Origin of the sequence: Leucobacter sp. cx-328, from assembly GCF_014530035.1 — a bacterium.
In the GTDB taxonomy this organism is placed as follows: Bacteria; Actinomycetota; Actinomycetes; order Actinomycetales; family Microbacteriaceae; genus Leucobacter.
The window spans coordinates 594,730-608,710 of sequence record NZ_JACVMX010000001.1 but is presented as its reverse complement, the minus strand read 5'-3'; the positions used below and the strand labels follow the sequence as shown (position 1 = coordinate 608,710).

Below are 13,981 nucleotides of genomic sequence, written 5' to 3'. Positions count from 1 at the left end.
CAGGCTAGCCGTTCAGCGCGCGCTGCTTGAGCGCTTCAAAGTCGTCAGCGCTGATGGTGCCGTCGTCGAGCAGTACCTTCGCCCGAGCGATCTCTTCGGCAGGGCTTGCCACTGCAACGCTACGGATGTACTCGTCAGTAGCGTTCTTTGCGCCCTCTATCTCCTTCGCAGAGCGTTCAGCCATCCCCGAGCCGCGCGCGATGATGTAAATGAGTGTCGTCAAGACCGGCACGAAGACGAGAAACACGAGCCACAGCGCCTTCCACCAGCCGTTAAGCTGCTTATCGCGGAAGAGGTCACTGATCACGACGAAGAGTGCCCAGATGGAGGCAACGAAGACGAAGCCCCAGAAGAAGATGCGGACGATGTCCCACAGGGAGTCGAGAAGTTCCATCAGACAGTATTCCTTTCGGCGAGCAGAGCGAGAAAGCCGTTGACGCATCACCCGCGACAAGCGGCGCAGCGCGAACGGGGGTGTCGCGATGTACACCTGAAATCATCCTGCCTCGGGGCTCCGATAACCAGCCAGACGCTGGCGTAGCGGCGAGAATTCATCAATCATTGATGAACCCGCCTTGGAGTCCCTGCGCGTGCACACGGAGCTACTCGGATCCCTCCTGCTGTGCAGCCTGCCACTCTGAGGCGTAGCGTAGTGCGCGCTGGAGCGATTCGCCGAGCTGTGGGCTCTCAGTCAAGACACGCTCGGCCCGCAATTGTTCCAGGACCTTCGTGTCACGTAGCTGTCTGTGGACTCGTTGATTCACCCCGGCGAGCACGAGCATTCCTCCGGCGCTTCGAAGATCAGCCGCGTACTTCTCGAGCACCTTGATCACCGTGCTTCCCAGCTCGTCTTTCCCGCGCAACCGAAGAATCACGACGGTGCCCGTGCAGTCACCCCTCGCTTCTGGGAGCTGCGAGCTAAAGACGGGCGCCGATGCAAAAAACAGGCTGCCGTAGGTCACGAGCACTACGACTTCCGACTTGGCCAGCACACGAGGCGGATCAGTCTCCACCGGGAGATGTGCATGCGGGCCGAACTCCCAACGTTTCACCACGACTCGATTGGATTGTCTGGCGACGTGCAGCACGATCGCAAGGCCAACCCCAACGATCACTGCGTACTGCAGCGGGATGATGAGGGTGAGCACGAACGTCACGGTGAGCACGGTGAGCTGGATCGGACCAGTGCGCATGACCATGGCGATGTCGCGTGGTTTCACGGCGCGAATACCGACGAGGATGAGCAGCCCGGCGAGCGCGGGCATCGCGATGAACCCGATGACTTGGCCAAGCACAAGGATAACGAGCGCCATGACAATCGCGGCAACGAGGTTTGCGAGAGCAGAGCGCCCACCGGCGGACCGCACGAGCGCGGTGGCCGACATCGAGCCTCCGACCGGCATACCTTGGAACAGCCCGGTTGCCAGGTTTGCGAGGCCCTGACCAAGAAGGGCCGCAGCCCCCGAGCCCACCGCCACTGCGGCGACCATCCCGAGCGCTCCGAGCGGGGTTCGCTCAAGCACCATCACCAGGGCTATCGTGACAAGGCCGACAAGTACGGTAAGCCAATCGAATTCAAATAGGTGAAGCGCGGTGTCAAGCGCCCGAGCGACTCGGTTGTCCCCCGAACTCGTGTAGCCGGTGACAGTGTCCAGTTGCCCAAGCACGATGCTCACCGCGACCGCGTTGATAAAGCCGACGAACACCGCTGTCGGGATGAAACGAACGAGTCTTCCCGCGCCGGCAAGCCCCAGCCCGAACATCGTGAGGCCCGTCAGAAACGCGAGCGTCGCGAGGACGATGCCGGCACCGTCTCCTGTTTGCGTCTGGGGTACGTCCGAGATGATGACGGCCATTGCTCCGGTTGCCTGCACCGTCATCAACACTGAACCCGCTGCCAGAGCGCCTCCGATCGTTCCGATCAGGTACCCATAGAGGCCGAAGACTGGGTTGACTCCAGCGAGAAGCCCTGCCGCGAGCCCGTCGGGCACGCGGCGTCATTTACTCCGCGCATTCGGCATCCGTGCGTAGTTTGTCGACGGCTTCGCGGTTTGTCGCGAACATCGCGGTTCGCTCGGTCAGTCCGAAGTGAGCAAGCCTGCCCCTCAGCTGGGAGCGAACTCTCGAGTAGTTGAGAGAGAGGCCGCGACGCTCAAGCCACTCTCGAACGCCTGCCAGGGCTTCAGCGCCCGTGACGTCGATGTCACTGACGCCTTCAAGGTCGAGGACGACGGCGGATACCTCAACGGGTGCCAGACGGACCCGATCTTTCACGCCCTCGGCGATCTCTACCCCATTTGCGAAAAACACGGGAGCGGCAAAACGCAGGACAACCACGCCCGGAGCCGTCTCACCAAGGTCACTCCGCGCGGCGAACACAGTCTCGGCTCCCTCTGGTGAGCCGTCCACTGGCCCCAACAGGTCGATGCGCGGGTGCGCGGCTCGACGTGCGAGGTTCACGAGTGAGAGCACAAACGCGAGTCCCAACCCACCGAGGGGGCCCAGTACCAAGACTCCGAGGAAGCAGGACACACCGACGAGACACTCGGACCGCGACTGCTCCCACAGCGCCTTCAGTTCTCCGAGGCCGAGTAGCCGGAAGACGGCAACCGCGACGACTGCACCAATGGCGGGCGCGGGTATCGTTGCCAGGATCGACGTCCCGAAGAGCAACAGCAGTAGCGCCCCCAAGGCCGTCACCAGTGTTGGAAGCTGGGTGCGCGACGACGCGGCATCCATCGCCGCGGTTCGGGACGTTGATGATCCCACGGCGAAAGACGAAAACAGGCCAGCAATGACGTTCGCGGTACCGAATGCGAACAGGTCGCGATTGGGCTTCGTTCGATACCCGTTCTTCTCAGCATACGAGCGTGACACGAGCAGCCCCTCGGCGATGGTCACCATCGTGAGAGCGAGCGCAGAGGGGATCAGGCTGAGCCATTCCGCAACGCTGATATGCGGCACCGCAAAAGTTGGTGGTCCGGCGGTAACCTCACCAAGCACTGCGACGCCGCGTGATTCAAGGTTGAGCCACCATGTTGCGAGGCTTCCGAGCACGAGCACGACGAGGGCCCACGGCGCTATTGGCGCCAAGCGCCTGCCGCCGAGCAGGATCGCGATCGCGAGCACGCTCATTCCGAGCGACCACGGGTTGACCTCTGCGAGCGAACCGAGGAGCTCTCCCGTCTTTTCAAGGAACTCACCGCCGCGAGCAACGCTGATTCCCAGCATCTTGGCCGTTTGACTCACGAGGATGTCGAGCGCCAAACCACCGACGAAGCCGATCAAGATCGGCTTCGAGAGAAAGCTCGCGAGAAAGCCCAGCTTGAGAAGCGAGGCGGCAATGAACATCGCTCCGCTCAAGACGGCCTGTGCTGCGGCCATCACGGCAAAGTTCTCTCCGGCCACCCCCAGCGCGGTAAGCGACGAGAAGACGAGTGCCGCCGCCGCCGCGTCGGGCGAGACGACGACCTGCCGGGAAGATACTACGAACGTGTACGCGATGGCCGGAAACACGAGTGCATAGAGCCCCGCGGTTGCAGGCAGCCCGGCCGTTTGGGCATAGCCGATGTTCAGCGGAATTGCGATCGCAAGCAGCGTCACTCCCGCGAGTATCTCTCGGCCGATATTCTCTCGGGTCACGCCACGCAGGGGGCCGCGCCAACTACTCATCGTGGGATTACTCACTTCATCGTCTGTCGTCAAGTCACCATGGGCGTTCGCCAAAGGCTCACACTGCTACGAGTCAACTCTGCCAAGTGGATCGCACTGGGCAAACGATTCTGGCTGCGATTCACCTGAAATTGAGGATCTGTGCCTCTCCTCACGGTCGACTAGAAGCTCTCATCAATTGCTAATGACGTTTCGCTTCAGAGGTGGCCGCCGGCGCCGATCCAACGGACGATAGACGGGAGAAACCCCTCATTGTGTGATTAGAAAGTGACTTCAATGGCCGCAACGTTCTCCCGTTCCGTTTCCCTTCTCGCGTGTGGTGCGCTCGCACTCACTCTCGCGGCGTGCAGCTCCCCCGCCCCAGAAGAGAACGAGAGCGCAGCATGCGACGCGTACACTGCATTCGTGACGACCGTTGATGATGCACGTGCGTCACTTTCCGCCTCGTCCACAATCGAAGAGATCAACGTTGCCCGCGACGACGTTCGCGGGTCGTACGAGAAGCTGCAGGAGGCACTTGTCGAGGTGAGCAGAGACAGGGACTCGGCGCTCGAAAGTGCTTGGGCCGACTTCGACAAGGCGGTCACGAACATCGATCCCAACATGACAATCCCTGATGCCGTTGCCTCGCTCCAGGAAGAAGTCGCTGGCATCGAGACAGCCAAGCAGGGGCTCGACAAGTCACTCGCCTGCAGCTAAGCGCGACTCAATCTCCGAGGAGACGTAATGTTGAATGAAATGCCGAGCGCGGAGATCTCTGCACTCGCCACAGACGCGGTCCGTTTTGGCTACGCGATGGTCGAAAGCTACAGAACCATGTACGCGCAGGCAATTGATGCGACGGATCCACGTTTCCTCGGCGGATTCGGCGTGTACCGCCACTACCGTGAGCCCTCCACTCCGGAAAGTCGCGATGTCATCACCCCGAACAACGACACGCCGTACTCCTGGATCTGGCTCGACCTCCGGGCGGAGCCAGCCGTCGTGACTGTCCCCGAGATCGACAGGTACTACATCATCCCGATCGCCGACCTGTACACGATTTACTCTGGCTACATCGGCACGCGGCTGACCGGCTCGGGCGCCGGTTCGTATCTCGTCGCCGGCCCGAATTGGCGCGGCGAAGTACCCGCCGGCATTTCGGGAGTGATCAGAGTCACGACCGACTTTGCAATGTCAGCGACCCGCACGGAGCTCACGAACGATGGCATCGCTAGCCTCGCCGCCGTTCAGTCATCGTACGATGTTCAACCGCTGAGCGCCTTCCTAGGCGAGCCGGCCCCTCCCGCAGCTCAGCAACTTGAGTGGCCAGTCTGGGACGAGGACGGCGCGGCCGGGCTGTGGTTCTTCGACACCCTTGACTTCCTGCTCGGGCTCTCACCTGTACTTCCAGAAGACGCCGAGATCCGCACTCGAATGGCGGAGATAGGTCTCGACGGTACTGGCACTTTTGCGACGAAGCATCTCACTGCAGAGGCCGCGGCGGCATTCACCGCGGGCCAGGCACAGGCGCTCGCGGAGATGTCGGCGCGCGAGAAGACGATGCAGTCAAACCTCGGGCTCTTCGGCACTCGCGAGGAAATGTCTGGCAAGTATGACGACCGCAACCAGGGGGCAAAGATTGGGCTCTACGGGCTGCCGCCCGAGGAATCATGGTATGGCGGCTGGCTTGTCGAACCGACAGGAGAGTTCCTTCAGGGGTCGCCCGGATACACTGTGCGGTTTGCTGCCAATGAGCTCCCAAAGGCGCGGTTCTTCTGGTCGGCGACGATGTATACGCTGCCAATCCGTTACCTGAGCCAGAACCCGATCTCGCGCTACTCGATCGGCGATCGGACCGACGGCCTCGTGTACGGCGAAGACGGAAGCCTGACGCTCGCATTTACCCATTCCGAGCCCACTGATCCTGCGCTTCGCGCGAACTGGCTGCCTGCACCTGAGGGTCCGTTCACTGTGATACTGCGGGCCTACGGTGCTGACGAGGCGATGGTCCGCGGCGAGTACCGGGTCCCGCCCGTCGTGAAGTACGCCGGCTAACGCCGGAGGTCGCACGCAAGGGCACTCACTACACGCGAGATTCCGGCGGGTTACTCTCCCCCACCCCAGCAACCCGCCGGATCCTGTGTCGTGACTGTGCACAGGCCAAGGTCTGTATAGAATTCCCAGCATGGGGGGTTCAGAGTCACAGGGGCGTTCAGCGACGGCCTGGTTTTTTGCGACGCCCCCGGACACCCGCAACGGGTGGATGATGCGCGAGCGGCTGAACCTCACTCTCTCGCACGACATTGCCACCCATGCGGCTGTTATCGTCGAGGCTCCGTCGGGATATGGGAAGACAGTCGCACTGTCGCTGTGGGCACGTACTCAAACCTCGCCAACCGCGTGGTTGACTGTGACTTCCCACGACACCGAGGCGGCACAATTGCTATCTGGCGTGCTCACGGCGCTCGCGAGGGTGTCGCCGGATGCACCGCCGCTGAGCACACTGCTGCGCAGGCTGCAAGACGGTGACATCCTTGCACAGCCAGCGGTGGTGGAACTCCTCGAACTCGTGTTGAGCGATTTCCCCGACACCGTGCTCGTCATCGACGATGCTCACCTCACCTCAGCAACAGCTTTCGAAGCCGTGATCCTGCCGCTGATCGCGAACGGGAGAGGCCGCCTCCGGCTGATCGTCGCTGCCTCACAAAACATTCGTACCTGGTGTGCACGCGAACTCGCGCACGGTTCCGCCACCATCATTGACGCGCAGCGCCTCTCGTTTACAGCCGACGAGCTCGAGGAGCTCGCGACTCAATCCGCGGGGCCCGAGGGACAGAGCCCCCAAGCTGCAGATCTGTGGGACGAGACACAGGGGTGGCCGGTCGCAGTCCAGCTCGCGCTGCAGAGCGGGATCGCCTACCCGAAGCACGAATCGGCTGAAACCGAGACGATCACTCGCTACGTCGAGTCAGCAGTGCTCGGTGGCCTCGACGAGTCGCTGCGTGACTTCATTGTCGAGGCGACAACGTGCGGCCGGCTCACGGGCGACCTCGCGCAGCACCTCACGGGCCGCTCAGACGCCGCCGCGCTGCTTGAGGAATGCCACAGTCTCGGCCTCTTCCTCGACAGGTTTCAGCATGCCACCTCCACCACCGTCTACCGGTGGCACTCGGCTTTCGCACGCCACTGTCAAGCGATTCAGGCACGCAACAACCCGAGTGGGTATTCCAAGCTGCACCGACGTGCTGCCGAGTGGCTCTCAACCCGCTACCCGGCAGAGGCCGTCAACCACGCACTCAAATCTCATGATCCGGAGTATGGGCTTCAGATCGTCGAGCAAAACTGGCTGCAACTCATCACTGGCGGACAGGCCGGCACGCTGAACTCCGCATGCGCACAATTCCCCGCCCCGTGGGACAGCGTTCCTTCGCTACAGCTCATCCGCGCCTGTGTGCTGGACGCGTTCGGGGACCGGCACAGCGCCGAGATGCTTGCGGCCCAGGCCAGAAGTGCCCTCCGGCTCAATCCTCCCGCCCCGCAAGCGATCGCCCACTCGACTGCGGCCTTCGCAGACCTCTTCCTCATTCACGAGCAGGCCGGGCTGCAGACCGCGGTTGAACACGCGCATGCGCTCCTGACGAGCGCGCCAATGACAACAAGCCAGTATCTCCACGGCGTATTTCTCGTTGGCTGGTCGTTAATGCGGCTCCGCAGTAACCCCTCGCTGGCGATTAGCCTGCTCGCGTCGGCGGCGTCTGGCGCACGAGACGCGGGGTATGCGGTGCTCGCCGACCGTGCGACAGCGAACCTGTCCCTCGCACTCGCTGTTGGCGGGCGACTCGCCGAAGCGCAGTCGACGCTAGAACAGTTGTTGAGCGTTCAGAACCTCATCGAATGGGAGTACTACGACGGCGGCATCGACGTCATCGCCGCGGTGCTCATCGCGTTTTGGAGAAATGATCTCGATGCAGTCGTGAGACTTGGGCGCGAACTTCACGCTCACGGCGGCCATAACAGCTCGTACTCCGCGCTCGCACGCGTGCACTTTGCGTTCGCAGCTGCACGGCTGCACGACAACAGCTTGGTCGACGAGGCGGCGAAGATGCTGCGAGAGATCTCGAGTAGCGAGAAGCATGGAGTGCCGTGGCCTGCCTATCGTCGGATTGGTGCGGCCCATCTCGCAATGGCTCGCGGCGACCAGGAGGGCGCGCTCAAGGAACTCGAGAGCATCGTCGATTGGCAGAGCATTCCTACGACACTCGTGCTCGCGGCTGAGCTTTACCGGCGACTCGGGAAACACGATCAGGTGACGGCCATGCTCGGGGGCATCACCAAACAGGAAGTTGTCTCATACACCTACGCACACGCGCAGTTCACCCAAGCTGCAGTCGCGTGGTCACGCCGTGACCACGCGACTGCACACCAACGTCTCGAGCGCAGCCTTGCGGTCGCCGCTCGAGAAGGAATTATTGCCCCGTTCGTTGACCTCGATGACATCGGGCGCGAGCTGCTGACAGATCACTCTTCTTGGGGAACTGAGTTCGAGTCTTTCATCGCGGCTCGGCTCGCCTACCGTCCCCCGGGCGGAACGCAGGATCCCCCTGCGCCCTCGCAGCTGTCGATTCGCGAACGAGAAATTTTCAGTTATCTGGCGACAACGATGACTGCGGAGGAGATCGCGGCAGAGCTTCACGTCTCTGTGAACACGGTTCGTTCGCATCAACGTTCGATCTATCGAAAGCTCGGGGTCAATACTCGACGTGAGGCCGTCCGCGCACACAAGCTGAACCGGTAGCCGCTTCTGGCGGCTAGTGGTGCAACAGTGCCTTTGCCAGGATGATCACGATCCCGAATGCCGCAGTTGACGCCGCACCTATCAGGCGCACATGAAGCGCCGCACCCTTCCGTGAGTAAGCAAGGTAGCCAAGGGTCGCGAGCACTCCAACGATCGCCCAAAGTGCGAGCCAATCCGCTGTACGCGCCTCAAACACGCCAAGCGCGCTGAGTACCAGCGGAATCGCAGGAGGTATGACCGCTGTGAGAAGCCCGCGGGAGCGGGTCAGGGAGTGCCGGAATGCGGCCCTCAGTGACACATGCGCAGCCGAGTTGCCACTGTGAGTAGCAACTGTTCCAGCGTAGACGTGAGCCGCCCAGAAGACGCCGACAGTAATCGCGATGAACGCGAGCGTCTGGACTGGCCCTTGGCCCGTCGAACCTGCCACCGCAATGAGTCCCGCGACGAGAATGAGGCCGTAAACCCCCTCCTCGGTCGACAGATGTACCTGCTGCAGGAGGTCAGGTTGCTCTGCTGCCTCGCGAGATGGTTCCGACATGTCCCTCGTTTCCTTGTTCATGCTCAACACAATGCTATCTGACGGTCAGCAAGCCCCCGATGATGCGGCGGTCGCCGCGACGCGGAGCCGCCACAGCGAGGTCACCTCGCGGGAGCGCGCCGCGTGCAGCACGTCCGTGGCGTCAGACGCGCGGCAGTGGGCCGGCGTCGTGTCGAGACGGCTGATCACCTCGAGTCCGGCGGGGGCAATCGCGTCAAGCAGCATCTGGCTTCCCGGATCGTAGATCGCCGCGTCGAACGAGGTGGCCGCGCTGCCCGGCAGCCACGGCGGGTTACAGACGATAAGCGAGGCTTTGCCGTCGGGGAACATGTCGCAGATTCGTGCCTCTGCGACGTCCGCGATGCCGAGAAGCTCGAAGTTCTCAGTCGCGCAGTCAACCGCCCGCCTTTGCAAGTCGGTGCCGATGACGCGTCTGATGCCCCGCTTCGCGAGCACTGCCGAGTGCACGCCAGTACCGGTGCCTATGTCGAAGGCGAGATCGTGTGCCGGAAGTGGCTCGCTAGCGACGAGGTCAACGTACTCGTGGCGCGTCGGCATGAACGTGCCATAGTGCGGGTGGATCCTCACTCCGAGGCTCGGCACGTCGACCCCGTTCACATACCACTCATGCGCGCTCAGCACGCCGACGAGTTACTGAAGGCTGACAACTGTGCGCTCCTGCCCGCCTAAGCCAAGATCCCCGTAGGCGAACCGGATAGCCGCATCGACCTCGGGCGCGCGCGGCAGCGGGATGCTCACGACGCCACCCTGCACCTCAAGGGGAATCAGGATCAGCGAGAGCACCCGAGAGCGCTGGGCACGCATATGCCGGATCCGGTAGAACTGCTCCGCCGCGGTCGCGGGAGCTGCGCCGCGCTTGCCAGTCTTCGTGCCCTGCCTCGTGAGGCGACGGCCGATGGCGCTCAAGATCTGCTTTGCACCGTGAAAATCGCTCTGCCAGAGCATCGCTGTTCCCTGCGAGGCGAACCCGATGGCCCTGTCTGCGGTGAGTCTGTCATCGACCAACACGACGTGCTTCGGTGCTGGCCACTCGCTCGCGCTCAACCACTTCGTCGGCGATTGCACCCCAACGCTCTTCCCAGGTCACTGCCGTTCGGGTGGGATGCTGCTGCATGATCGGGCGCCGTCTTCCGGTCGGATCTCTGAGGGGGCCGCGAGTCGCGGAGCGCGACACGACGAAAGACATCACCCAGTCTACTGGCAGACTGCCTCGGCCGGAGCGTGGGTCCGAGGGGCTATCGATACGATGGGGCGCACGCTGCGAGGCACCGCGGCTTTCGCCCGCGAGACGTTATTGCGGTACAAATGCGTGCAACGACGAAGGTCCCGCAACGGGCATTCCCTTCTACGGTTGGCGACGCGATCGACCTCAGCGCACTACCTGGCAGGAGCGTGCTCTTCGTCTACCCGCGCACCAGCCCACCCGAGGGGGCGCATTCAGGATGGGAGATGCTCCCGGGTGCGCGCGGCTGCACGGCCGAGACCTGCTCGTTCCGAGACCTGGCCAGCGAATTCGCTGCGCAGGAGACGGCGTTCCTCGGCCTATCGACGCAAGATCGCGCCTGTCAGGCCGAGGCCGCTGCGCGCCTGCATCTTCCATACCCGCTCCTCTCCGACTCAGCGCTCGCGCTCGCGTCTCCACTGGGGCTCGCGACATTCTCGTTCCAGGGTGCACGGCTCTACCGCAGGGCCACCCTGGTAATCGAAGCCGGGGCAATCGTGCATCGCTTCACCGAGATCTCGGATCCGGGAGGGCACCCCGCCGAGGTGCTGAGCTGGCTCGCTGCAGCGGATTCATAGACCGTCGCGCGCAGCGCCCGGCAGTGCTACATTCAGAGCATGGCAGAGCAGCTTGGTTCACAGGGCGCAGCTGGCGGCGCCGTCGCACGACGAATGGTGCGCGACGACTGGGAGTGGATCCGCCGGTGGTTTGAATACGAGACGCTCAACACCGAGCTCGGCCCCCTCGACGACGAGTGGCTCGAACACGTGCTCACTGAGAACGATGGCGTCGAGCTCGTCATCGAAGCCGCGCACCCCGCCACCGGCATCGAGCTGGTCGAGTGCTTCTCGGAGGCGGTCTGCGAACGCAACCCAGTTGTCGATGACGGTGAAGAACATCTCGGCCTCGGCCTCGGTGAGCTTTGCAGCGGAACGTGCAATACAGAAATGGGATTTCCGAAAGGGTTTTAAGCTTTCCACCTACGCAACGTGGTGGGTGCAGCAAGCCATCACGCGCGCAACAGCAGATACATCTCGCACAATCCGTATCCCAGTTCACAACGTCGAAGAGCTGAAGAAGGCGCAAAGTCTCAAGAAGGATGCAGAAGCGCATGCTGATGAGAGCACTGCGCTCGCACTCGTAGCGAATCAGCTGCAAATGACGGTACGTGACCTGACCGCACTCCTAAAACTAGATGAGCCACCGTTGAACATCGATCGAAGAGTTTGGTCCTTGAGCCGGGTCACGTCTAGGAAGTCGCATTCGGTGACACCACCATCGACGATCATGACGAAGGAGTAGACCATGCTCTGCTTGTCGAAGACCTACGTCTTGGTGTTGACGTTGTTCTTCGAAATCTGACTAGTCGCGAAGAAGAAGTCCTGCAAAAGCGACACGGACTCCCATTCTATGTTACGAAGGAAGCGCCCCGAGAACCTATGACGTTAGACGCTATCGGTGAAGAACTCGGGGTGACGCGAGAACGTGTGCGTCAGATCGAGAAGCAAGCTCGCGAAAAGCTCATCCAACTCGCAAACAATTAGGGGACACAACTTCGTGATCTGATTTAATCTCCCAACGCACCAGAGGTAACGAGGTACACGCGCACCTGCTTTCGGTCAATGCCAAGTGTGCGGGCGATCGCGCGCATCGAGATGCCACCGCAGTGCAGTTTTACTACCTCTGCGGCTTCCTCGATTGTGAGGCCGTGCTGACGTCGCACGACGTTGTTTCGGGTGATGTGATTCGAAACGGTTGCGCGGTGCACACGATACTTTTGAGCCAAGTATCCGAGGCTGAGACCAGCGAGGTAGTCGTCGACCAGGCGGTCTACTTCAGCGGGGGTGAGGAAGGTTTGAGGTTTTCCAATCCTCCTGACGCAGGGCCCTCGCACGTCTTGAATCGGGGTGCTATCGGCCCGCTGCCATACCCGGCATGCCCCCCGTTTCCAGCGAGAAATCAACGAATTCAGCTTCGGGGTAGGGTTTGAGGACTGTCTGCGCAGGGACCCTGAGAAAACAACCCCCGACTTTCGAGTCAGGGGTTGTTTTGTTTTACCTGCGGGGTCAACCTCTCGAGATCGATAGTTTCTCTCGAGATGGCGCCAGCGGTCTCAACTGCCTATTTCGGGAGAACGAGCCCCTTTCGAGGGGTTCACTGTGCGCTCACTCCCCCGCATCGCCACTTCTGCGCCAGTTTCACCCACCAGCGCAGGACAAGATTCGTCAAGGTCACATAGGGCCAACCTCGCGGGCGGGCGGCCTTATTCCGCCAACAAAGGCAGATTTGGGGGCACTTCGGCAGAGTTACTGCCACTGTCTACTCGAATCCGAGCTCAGATGCAGCACCGCGAACCGTGGGCTATCGTCGACTGGCATGGGCACCAATCTCGAGAGAACGGGCCATTCTCGAGGAGTTAAGCCGAAAACGACCGAGAAATCTACACCGAGTTTGCGCGGTACAAGTACGTCATCGCCGTTGCGACCTGGCACGCCTGCTCTTCTCCGAGCACGTCAATGAAGTGGCGGCGATTGGCGTTTGCGACGGCCGCAGTCAATGCCGACGCCATTTCCAGCCCACCTTCCGTGAGGCCTAGATATGAGACACGGCGGTCTTCCTCGCAGGCGACGCGCACCGCAAGGCCGCGGTTTGAGAGCTTGTCGGCGATTTTGGTGAATCCACCGGTCGAGAAACCCGCTCCCTTTGCTAAGAAGCTCAGCTTTGCACGATGTTCTGGCTGGCGATGAAGCTCAAGAAGCGTCTCGGCTTCTGCTTCATTGAGATCGAAGTCGTAGCGCATCTCTGCATGCAAGCGACGATTCGTGGCCTGGAAACCGTGAATTACGCGCCCCCACAATTCAACTGCGGTCGCATCATCTACCACGGCACGTCACTCCCTCAACCACTCAGCCATTGCCACCCACACGGGCAGTCACTCATTATCTACGAAAAATCATACACAGAAATATCTCACAAAGAAACCTCTTGCACGAAAGCTATTTTCATGCAAACATAGTTTCTGTTGTCGCAGTCACCGCGATTTCCGATAGGCGTTACGCATTACAGATGTTCCCTTCGCCATCGAGTACAGATTTCTTCACTGAAAAGGAATGCTCTTGAACAAGATCGCCATCATCACTGGTTCCACCCGCCCCGGCCGCGTTAACGCTGGCGTTGCTGAGTGGCTCGTTGAGCGCGCAAACCTCCGCAACGACGCTCAGTACGAGCTCGTTGACATCGCAGACTTCAACCTCCCCCTCCTCGATGAGGCTGCACCCGCCGCGTACGCACAGTACTCGCAGGAGCACACCAAGGCCTTCGCTGCAAAGATCGCTGAGTTCGACGGCTTCGTCTTCGTGACCGGCGAGTACAACCACTCGGTTCCCGCTGCACTCACCAACGCAATCAGCTTCCTCAACCAGGAGTGGGCAAACAAGGCAGCTGGCATCGTCGGCTACGGCTCGGCATTCGGCGTCCGCGCAGTTGAGCACCTTCGCGGCATCCTCTCGGAGATGCAGATCGCTCACGTCCAGAAGCAGGGCATGTTCTCGCTCTTCACCGACTTCGAGAACTTCTCGACCTTCAAGCCGACCGAGATGCAGGCAGCTTCGGTTGACCCCATGCTCGATCAGCTCGTTGCTTGGACCGCAGCTATGAAGCAGGTCCGCGCTGCCTAACTCGCAGCCAAGACTCGTCTGAAATTTATTTCGGACTTGAGCGCCCCCGCCCGTGATCTCTGAGATCATCAAGC

General features: G+C 61.5%; 16 protein-coding genes. 8 read left to right on the top strand and 8 right to left on the bottom strand.

Translation table 11 applies throughout. From position 1 onward, the window contains the following. Nucleotides 1-4: 4 nt before the first annotated feature. The 3 genes from ICL81_RS02545 to ICL81_RS02535 all read right to left on the bottom strand — a co-directional run bounded on the left by ICL81_RS02545 (nt 5) and on the right by ICL81_RS02535 (nt 3,687). Nucleotides 5-394: a PLDc N-terminal domain-containing protein gene (locus ICL81_RS02545; RefSeq protein ID WP_188033384.1), complete on the bottom strand. Its 390-nt coding sequence runs from the start codon at nt 392-394 to the stop codon at nt 5-7. A 208-nt stretch (nt 395-602) separates the two neighbouring features. Next, on the bottom strand, nt 603-1,991 hold the full coding sequence (locus ICL81_RS12135) for a SulP family inorganic anion transporter (RefSeq protein ID WP_188033383.1): 1,389 nt from the start codon (nt 1,989-1,991) through the stop codon (nt 603-605). A 10-nt stretch (nt 1,992-2,001) separates the two neighbouring features. Then, on the bottom strand, nt 2,002-3,687 hold the full coding sequence (locus ICL81_RS02535; RefSeq protein WP_353055393.1) for a SulP family inorganic anion transporter: 1,686 nt from the start codon (nt 3,685-3,687) through the stop codon (nt 2,002-2,004). 261 nt (nt 3,688-3,948) lie between these two features. On the opposite strand from ICL81_RS02535, the gene ICL81_RS02530 reads away from it, so the two are divergent. The 3 genes from ICL81_RS02530 (at nt 3,949) to ICL81_RS02520 (ending at nt 8,449) form a co-directional block, all read left to right on the top strand. Continuing rightward, the gene (locus ICL81_RS02530) at nt 3,949-4,371 is read left to right on the top strand and encodes a hypothetical protein (protein ID WP_215394730.1); all 423 of its coding nucleotides are present in this window, start codon (nt 3,949-3,951) and stop codon (nt 4,369-4,371) included. 27 nt (nt 4,372-4,398) lie between these two features. After that, nucleotides 4,399-5,709, top strand: a complete 1,311-nt coding sequence (locus tag ICL81_RS02525; protein WP_215394729.1) for a DUF1254 domain-containing protein — start codon at nt 4,399-4,401, stop codon at nt 5,707-5,709. A gap of 130 nt (nt 5,710-5,839) precedes the next feature. Then, complete coding sequence (locus tag ICL81_RS02520; RefSeq protein WP_188033381.1) at nt 5,840-8,449, top strand: LuxR C-terminal-related transcriptional regulator; 2,610 nt, start codon at nt 5,840-5,842, stop codon at nt 8,447-8,449. A gap of 13 nt (nt 8,450-8,462) precedes the next feature. Here ICL81_RS02520 and ICL81_RS02515 read toward each other — a convergent pair whose 3' ends face one another. From ICL81_RS02515 to ICL81_RS11900, 3 genes are read right to left on the bottom strand one after another with little or no spacing between them, the layout of a single operon-like run. Beyond that, complete coding sequence (locus ICL81_RS02515; RefSeq protein ID WP_188033380.1) at nt 8,463-8,987, bottom strand: hypothetical protein; 525 nt, start codon at nt 8,985-8,987, stop codon at nt 8,463-8,465. A gap of 45 nt (nt 8,988-9,032) precedes the next feature. Beyond that, nucleotides 9,033-9,629: a class I SAM-dependent methyltransferase gene (locus ICL81_RS11905; RefSeq protein ID WP_353055392.1), complete on the bottom strand. Its 597-nt coding sequence runs from the start codon at nt 9,627-9,629 to the stop codon at nt 9,033-9,035. Between the two features lie 9 nt (nt 9,630-9,638). Further along, complete coding sequence (locus ICL81_RS11900; RefSeq protein ID WP_251381621.1) at nt 9,639-9,953, bottom strand: hypothetical protein; 315 nt, start codon at nt 9,951-9,953, stop codon at nt 9,639-9,641. A gap of 360 nt (nt 9,954-10,313) precedes the next feature. Between ICL81_RS11900 and ICL81_RS02505 the strand changes: the two genes are divergently transcribed. Genes ICL81_RS02505 through ICL81_RS02495 form a run of 4 tightly spaced genes read left to right on the top strand, consistent with a single transcriptional unit; the run spans nt 10,314 to nt 11,774 of the window. After that, a complete protein-coding gene (locus tag ICL81_RS02505) occupies nt 10,314-10,808 on the top strand; it encodes a peroxiredoxin (protein WP_188033379.1) in 495 nt (164 codons plus the stop codon). Nucleotides 10,809-10,847: 39 nt separating this feature from the next. Beyond that, nucleotides 10,848-11,201 (top strand): hypothetical protein, encoded by a 354-nt coding sequence (locus ICL81_RS11895; protein WP_251381619.1) that lies wholly within the window; start codon nt 10,848-10,850, stop codon nt 11,199-11,201. Then, nucleotides 11,113-11,532, top strand: a complete 420-nt coding sequence (locus ICL81_RS02500; RefSeq protein ID WP_251381617.1) for a sigma factor — start codon at nt 11,113-11,115, stop codon at nt 11,530-11,532. Before ICL81_RS11895 ends, ICL81_RS02500 begins: the two co-directional genes overlap by 89 nt. After that, a complete protein-coding gene (locus tag ICL81_RS02495; RefSeq protein WP_188033442.1) occupies nt 11,508-11,774 on the top strand; it encodes a sigma factor-like helix-turn-helix DNA-binding protein in 267 nt (88 codons plus the stop codon). Before ICL81_RS02500 ends, ICL81_RS02495 begins: the two co-directional genes overlap by 25 nt. A gap of 23 nt (nt 11,775-11,797) precedes the next feature. Here the strand turns inward: ICL81_RS02495 and ICL81_RS02490 are convergent, their stop codons facing one another. Then, on the bottom strand, nt 11,798-12,016 hold the full coding sequence (locus ICL81_RS02490) for a hypothetical protein (RefSeq protein WP_223160512.1): 219 nt from the start codon (nt 12,014-12,016) through the stop codon (nt 11,798-11,800). Between the two features lie 654 nt (nt 12,017-12,670). Then, nucleotides 12,671-13,114 carry a MarR family transcriptional regulator gene (locus ICL81_RS02485; protein WP_353055391.1) on the bottom strand — a complete coding sequence of 148 codons (444 nt, stop codon included), beginning with the start codon at nt 13,112-13,114 and terminating at the stop codon, nt 12,671-12,673. 232 nt (nt 13,115-13,346) lie between these two features. Here ICL81_RS02485 and ICL81_RS02480 point away from each other — a divergent pair, with 232 nt between their 5' ends. After that, nucleotides 13,347-13,907 (top strand): NADPH-dependent FMN reductase, encoded by a 561-nt coding sequence (locus tag ICL81_RS02480; RefSeq protein ID WP_188033377.1) that lies wholly within the window; start codon nt 13,347-13,349, stop codon nt 13,905-13,907. The last annotated feature ends 74 nt before the right edge of the window (nt 13,908-13,981 follow it).

What these genes read in the sequence shown, in the direction of transcription:
- ICL81_RS02545 (WP_188033384.1), bottom strand. Translation starts at nt 394, where the DNA reads ATGGAACTTCTCGACTCCCTGTGGGACATCGTCCGCATCTTCTTCTGG.
- ICL81_RS02530 (WP_215394730.1), top strand. Translation starts at nt 3,949, where the DNA reads ATGGCCGCAACGTTCTCCCGTTCCGTTTCCCTTCTCGCGTGTGGTGCG.
- ICL81_RS02525 (WP_215394729.1), top strand. Translation starts at nt 4,399, where the DNA reads ATGTTGAATGAAATGCCGAGCGCGGAGATCTCTGCACTCGCCACAGAC.
- ICL81_RS02520 (WP_188033381.1), top strand. Translation starts at nt 5,840, where the DNA reads ATGGGGGGTTCAGAGTCACAGGGGCGTTCAGCGACGGCCTGGTTTTTT.
- ICL81_RS02515 (WP_188033380.1), bottom strand. Translation starts at nt 8,987, where the DNA reads ATGTCGGAACCATCTCGCGAGGCAGCAGAGCAACCTGACCTCCTGCAG.
- ICL81_RS11900 (WP_251381621.1), bottom strand. Translation starts at nt 9,953, where the DNA reads ATGCTCTGGCAGAGCGATTTTCACGGTGCAAAGCAGATCTTGAGCGCC.
- ICL81_RS02505 (WP_188033379.1), top strand. Translation starts at nt 10,314, where the DNA reads ATGCGTGCAACGACGAAGGTCCCGCAACGGGCATTCCCTTCTACGGTT.
- ICL81_RS11895 (WP_251381619.1), top strand. Translation starts at nt 10,848, where the DNA reads ATGGCAGAGCAGCTTGGTTCACAGGGCGCAGCTGGCGGCGCCGTCGCA.
- ICL81_RS02500 (WP_251381617.1), top strand. Translation starts at nt 11,113, where the DNA reads ATGACGGTGAAGAACATCTCGGCCTCGGCCTCGGTGAGCTTTGCAGCG.